Source organism: Mycobacterium sp. TH-M25 (assembly GCF_057473665.1).
The window spans coordinates 1-4,824 of record NZ_JBYCLA010000536.1 but is presented as its reverse complement, the minus strand read 5'-3'; the positions used below and the strand labels follow the sequence as shown (position 1 = coordinate 4,824).

Below are 4,824 nucleotides of genomic sequence, written 5' to 3'. Positions count from 1 at the left end.
TGTCGACGGCTCCGTTGAGCGCCGAGCCCAGCGGGAAGCCGAGGTAGTGGGTGAGGAAGACCGCCATCTCTTTGAGCTCGCCCGCAGTGAGTTCGTCGTTGAGCAGGGCAGCGTTGATCTGGATCTCGGCCAGATCGCGGTTGCCGATCGCCGTCACCGCGGTGAGCGTCATGATCCGCTTGTCCCGCATCGACAAGCCAGGCCGGTTCCAGATGACGCCGAACAGGTGGTCGACGGTCAGATCGAAATACGGATCGCCCTCGATGTTGGGCATCTCCCAGCCGTAGACCTCGTTCATCTTGGCCAGGCCCTTGCTGCGTAGCTCGTCCATCACGCCTCTTTCGCTGTATGTGGCACCCCGAGCCCGGTCGCCAACCCCCGGTAGGCCAGCTGCGCCAGCGGCAGGTCTACCGAGATCGATTCACCCAGCGCGAGCGCCAGGCTCAGGTCTTTCTCCCCCAGACCGCGGGTGTGCAGGAAAGGCTGGTACAGAAAGTTCTCCGGCCCAAGGTCTGTCATGTCGTCGCGCACCATGATCGCGCCCGGCCCACTGGTGAGCGCGTCGGTATGCCGCACCACCCGGCCCAGGGCCTGCAAATCCAGGCCGGCCGCCTCGGCAAGTTTCATCGCCTCGCATGCCGCGACGTAGGACGTGAACGTCAACATGTTGCGCGCCAACTTCATCCGGGTTCCAGCGCCCGGCTCGCCGGCGTGCACGACCATGGCGGCCCAGTGCTTGAACGCCGGCTTGACGCGTTCGTAGACCTCGCGGTCAGCACCCACCATGGTGGCCAGCTTGCCTTCGGCGGCAGCCGCCGCACCACCACTCACGGGGGCGTCGACGACGTGAATGCCTTGGGGCTCGAGCTCACGGGCGAGTTGCACTGCGGTGCTATCGCTGATGGTCGAATGGATGGCGAAGACCGTTCCAGGCTTTGCGTGCGCCGCCAATTCGCCGACAACCGCGCGCACCTGTCCGTCGTCGAGGACGGTGATGTGGACGATGTCGGCGTCCGCCACCTCGGCCACGCTGTCGGCCAGTCGCGCACCCTTTTCGGCCAGCGGCGTCATCGCCTCGGCGCGGATGTCGTAAACCGTGACGCTGCCTGGCCATTCGGTCATCTTGGCGGCCATCGGGGCGCCCATATTGCCGAGGCCGATGTAGCCGAGCGTCAAGTCGGTCATGATCGGAAGATCTGTCCGCCGTCGACGTTGAAGATCTGGCCGGTGATCCAGGAGGCCTCGTCGGACAACAAGAAGAGCAGCATACCTACCAGGTCTTCTGGAGTTCCCATGCGCGACAGAGGAATACCTTTAACGATGTCGGCGACCATCTCCTGTGGAGTCGTCGTCCGGTTCGCCTCGGTATCTATGGGACCCGGAGCGATCGCGTTGATCCGAATGTTCTGGCCTGCGAGTTCGGTTGCCAGTTGCTGGGTGAGCCCGTTGACGCCGACCTTGGCCAGGCCATAGAAGTTCGAGTACAGCCATGCTGCAGTGGAGGATTGGTTGACGATCGAACCGCCGCCGCGCTTGGCCATCTTCTTGTACACCGCGCGGGTACACCACAGTGCGCCGTCGAGGTTCACGCTCATGAACTTCTTGTAGTACTCGGGGTCGACGGTGAGCAAGAAATCGAGCTTCATGCCGCCAAAGATCGCGGCGTTGTTGACCAGATAGTCGATGCCCCCGAACTCGGCGAGCGTTTGGTCGGCCATCGCCTTGGCCGAGGCCGGGTCCGACACGTCGACCGGGATGGCCAGCGCGGTACCGCCGTCAGCGCCGATCTGCTTGGCAACCCTTTGTGCCGCTTCGGTGTTGATGTCGGCGACGATGACGGCTGCGCCCTCGCGGGCCAGCGCCTCGGCGTAGGCTTGGCCGATACCGCCACCGGAACCGGTCACGATGGCGACTTTGTTCTCGAACCGCATGGTGTCCTCTCTGGCCGAGCGGCCACTTATCGCACGTTTATTGCCGAATCCTGTGCCATAACTGGCCACTCGCGGATTAGGTGGCTGTGGCGATGGTTTTGATTTCCAGGTATTCCTCGAAACCGGCCAGGCCCATCTCGCGCCCGATGCCGGATTGTTTGTAGCCGCCGAAGGGCGCGTCAGCCGAGTACCAGACGCCACCGTTGACGTTGACGGTCCCGACCCGCAGACGGGACGCGAAGCCTGCCGCCCGCTCGGGGTCGGCGCTGAATACGGTGCCGGACAAGCCATACGGCGAGTCATTGGCGATGCGTAGCGCGTCTGCGTCGCCGTCGTGGGCGATGACGGTGAGTACCGGTCCGAAAATCTCTTCGCGGGCGGGGCGGGCGTCGTTGGTCAAACCGGCGATCACGGTCGGCTCGATGAAGAACCCGGTATCCCGATCGGCAGGGCGGCCGCCGCCGCAGGCAAACGTTCCGCCTTCGACAACGGCCAGGTCGAGGTAGCTCTGCACCCGATCACGTTGCCGCGCCGAAATCACTGGCCCGCAGACGGTTCCGGCGTTGTTCGGGTCGCCGGGTTTGATTGACCCCATGGTGCCCGCGGCGATCGTGACGGCCTCGTCGTAGTTGGCCCGCGGCACGACCAGCCGGGTCGTGATCGCGCAGCCCTGTCCGGCGTGCATGGAGGCGGTGAACGCAGCTACCGAGCAGGCGCCGTTCAGGTCCGCGTCGTCGAGCACCACGAACGCCGATTTGCCGCCCAATTCCAGGAAAACCTTTTTCACGGTCGCCGCGGCGTCGGTCATCACGGCACGGCCGGTGGCGGTGGAACCGGTGAACGACACCAAGTCGACTCGTGGATCTTTGGCCAACAGTGCGCCCACGCTGTGGTCGCTGGAGGTGATGATGTTGACGACGCCGGGCGGGAAATCGGTGTGCTCGGCGATGATTTCGCCGAGCACCGCCGCGCACCACGGCGTGTCGGGCGCGGGCTTGAGCACGATGGTGTTGCCCGCGGCGAGCGCGGGGCCCAGCTTGGCGAGGTTGATCTGGTGCGGGAAGTTCCACGGCGTGATCGCGCCGACGACGCCGACAGGCTCGCGGGCGATCGTGCGCCGGGTCGGAATCCCCATCGGGGACGCCGCACCGAGGTCGGCGTTCCACTGGTACGACTCGGCGGTGTCGGCGGCGAAGCTCAGATCGCCGACCGGTCCCTCCAGTTGCGCTGCGGCGGTGAGCATCCGGGGTGCGCCCACCTCGGCGATGGTGATCGCGCGGAGTTCCTCGACATGCTCGCGCATCGCGTCGCGCAACTGGCGAATGCAGCGCACCCGAAGCTCGGTGTTGCGCGACCAGTCGGTGTCGTCGAAGGCCCGACGCGCCGCCTCGATGGCCCGGCCCATGTCCTGCGCGTCGGCGTCCGCCGCGACGCCCAACACCTCCTCGGTAGCCGGGTTGACGGTGGCAAAGGTGCCCTGGTTGCCGCTCGTGAGCTTGCCGTCGATGAGCAGCGAGCTCACCCCGTCGGCCAGCAATGCCATGGTCGCCTCCACCGCTGATAGTCAATGGACAGTTGTCCGACTTAGTTCCGTTGAAGATAGTCTTCGCGCCGCCGCTAAGGCAAGGGCAACTGGCGGTCGATGGCCGTACAATCCACGCTAGATAGTAGTTCTACGAATCCACTTGCCCACTGGACGTGGTGTCGATTACCTTGGACAAGTGTCCAGCGATCAAGCCGTCACGATCACTTCAGACGCCGGCGACCCGGCCGGTGACGTGCCACGCAACCGTCGACAAGAAGAGACCTTCCGCAAGGTCCTCGCCGCAGGAGTCGAAGTCCTACGGGAGACGTCCTATGCCGATCTGACTGTGCGCGCCGTCGCTGCCCGCGCCAAGGTCGCTCCGGCGACGGCCTACACCTACTTCTCGTCCAAGAATCATCTGATCGCCGAGGTCTACCTCGACCTGGTACGGCAGGTCCCTTACTTCACCGACGTGAACGAGCCGATGCCGACGCGCGTGGACCAGGCGTTGCGTCATCTCGCCCTGGTAGTCGCCGACGAACCCGAGGTTGCCGCGGCGTGCACGACTGCATTGCTCGGCGGCGGCGGCGATCCGGCCGTCAGGACTGTGCGTGACCGCATCGGCGCCGAAATACACCGGCGCATCACCTCGGCCATCGGTCCAGACGCCGAGCCGCGAATCGTCTCGGTTCTGGAGATGACGTTCTTCGGCGCGCTCGTCAACGCCGCCAGCGGCGCCAACACCTACCACCAGATCGCCGACTACCTCGGGTACGCAGTCTCTCTCATCGTCACAACGGAAGCCAAATGACTACCATCGGCCAGCCGGTACTGGATCCGTACGACTACGACTTCCACGAAGACCCGTACCCGTACTACAAGCGACTGCGCGACGAGGCTCCGCTGTATCACAACGAGGAATTGGGCTTCTGGGCGTTGTCCCGCCACCAAGACGTACACCAGGGCTTCCGTAACAGCACGACGCTGTCGAACAAGTACGGCGTCTCACTGGACCCGGCGTCGCGCGGACCGCACGCCGCCAAGACCATGTCTTTTCTGGCGATGGACGACCCGGCGCACCTGCGGCTGCGGACACTGGTCTCAAAAGGCTTCACGCCCAGGCGTATTCGTGAACTCGAGCCGCGCGTCACCGAGATCGCAACCCGGCACCTGGACGTCATGCTGGAGAAAGCGGCATCCGGTGTCGCCGTCGACTACGTCGACGAGTTCGCCGGCAAGCTGCCGATGGACGTGATCTCGGAGTTGATGGGTGTGCCCGAACCCGATCGAGTGTCGGTGCGGGCTTGGGCCGACGGCGTGATGCACCGAGACGAAGGCATTACCGATGTGCCGCCCGAAGCCATCGAG

6 protein-coding genes are annotated in these 4,824 nt (G+C 64.8%); 2 read left to right on the top strand and 4 right to left on the bottom strand.

Annotation, left to right across the window (positions count from 1 at the left end; all coding sequences use genetic code 11):
• The 4 genes from AC2VOU_RS17965 to AC2VOU_RS17950 all read right to left on the bottom strand — a co-directional run.
• Positions 1-331, bottom strand: a 331-nt coding sequence (locus tag AC2VOU_RS17965; protein ID WP_486958595.1) for a carboxymuconolactone decarboxylase family protein, incomplete at its 3' end; no start/stop codon positions are given.
• Positions 331-1,185, bottom strand: a complete 855-nt coding sequence (locus AC2VOU_RS17960; protein WP_486958594.1) for an NAD(P)-dependent oxidoreductase — start codon at positions 1,183-1,185, stop codon at positions 331-333. The genes AC2VOU_RS17965 and AC2VOU_RS17960, both read right to left, overlap by 1 nt.
• Entirely contained in the window at positions 1,182-1,931 is a 750-nt protein-coding gene (locus tag AC2VOU_RS17955) for an SDR family oxidoreductase (RefSeq protein ID WP_486958593.1), read from the bottom strand. The genes AC2VOU_RS17960 and AC2VOU_RS17955 overlap by 4 nt, the downstream gene beginning before the upstream one ends.
• Positions 1,932-2,007: 76 nt before the next feature.
• The gene (locus tag AC2VOU_RS17950) at positions 2,008-3,474 is read right to left on the bottom strand and encodes an aldehyde dehydrogenase (RefSeq protein ID WP_486958592.1); all 1,467 of its coding nucleotides are present in this window, start codon (positions 3,472-3,474) and stop codon (positions 2,008-2,010) included.
• Positions 3,475-3,652: 178 nt separating this feature from the next.
• Here AC2VOU_RS17950 and AC2VOU_RS17945 point away from each other — a divergent pair, with 178 nt between their 5' ends.
• Positions 3,653-4,267: a TetR family transcriptional regulator gene (locus tag AC2VOU_RS17945; protein WP_486958591.1), complete on the top strand. Its 615-nt coding sequence runs from the start codon at positions 3,653-3,655 to the stop codon at positions 4,265-4,267.
• On the top strand, positions 4,264-4,824 hold a 561-nt coding region (locus tag AC2VOU_RS17940), incomplete at its 3' end, for a cytochrome P450 family protein (protein WP_486958590.1). The genes AC2VOU_RS17945 and AC2VOU_RS17940, both read left to right, overlap by 4 nt.

What these genes read in the sequence shown, in the direction of transcription:
- AC2VOU_RS17960 (WP_486958594.1), bottom strand. Translation starts at nt 1,185, where the DNA reads ATGACCGACTTGACGCTCGGCTACATCGGCCTCGGCAATATGGGCGCC.
- AC2VOU_RS17955 (WP_486958593.1), bottom strand. Translation starts at nt 1,931, where the DNA reads ATGCGGTTCGAGAACAAAGTCGCCATCGTGACCGGTTCCGGTGGCGGT.
- AC2VOU_RS17950 (WP_486958592.1), bottom strand. Translation starts at nt 3,474, where the DNA reads ATGGCATTGCTGGCCGACGGGGTGAGCTCGCTGCTCATCGACGGCAAG.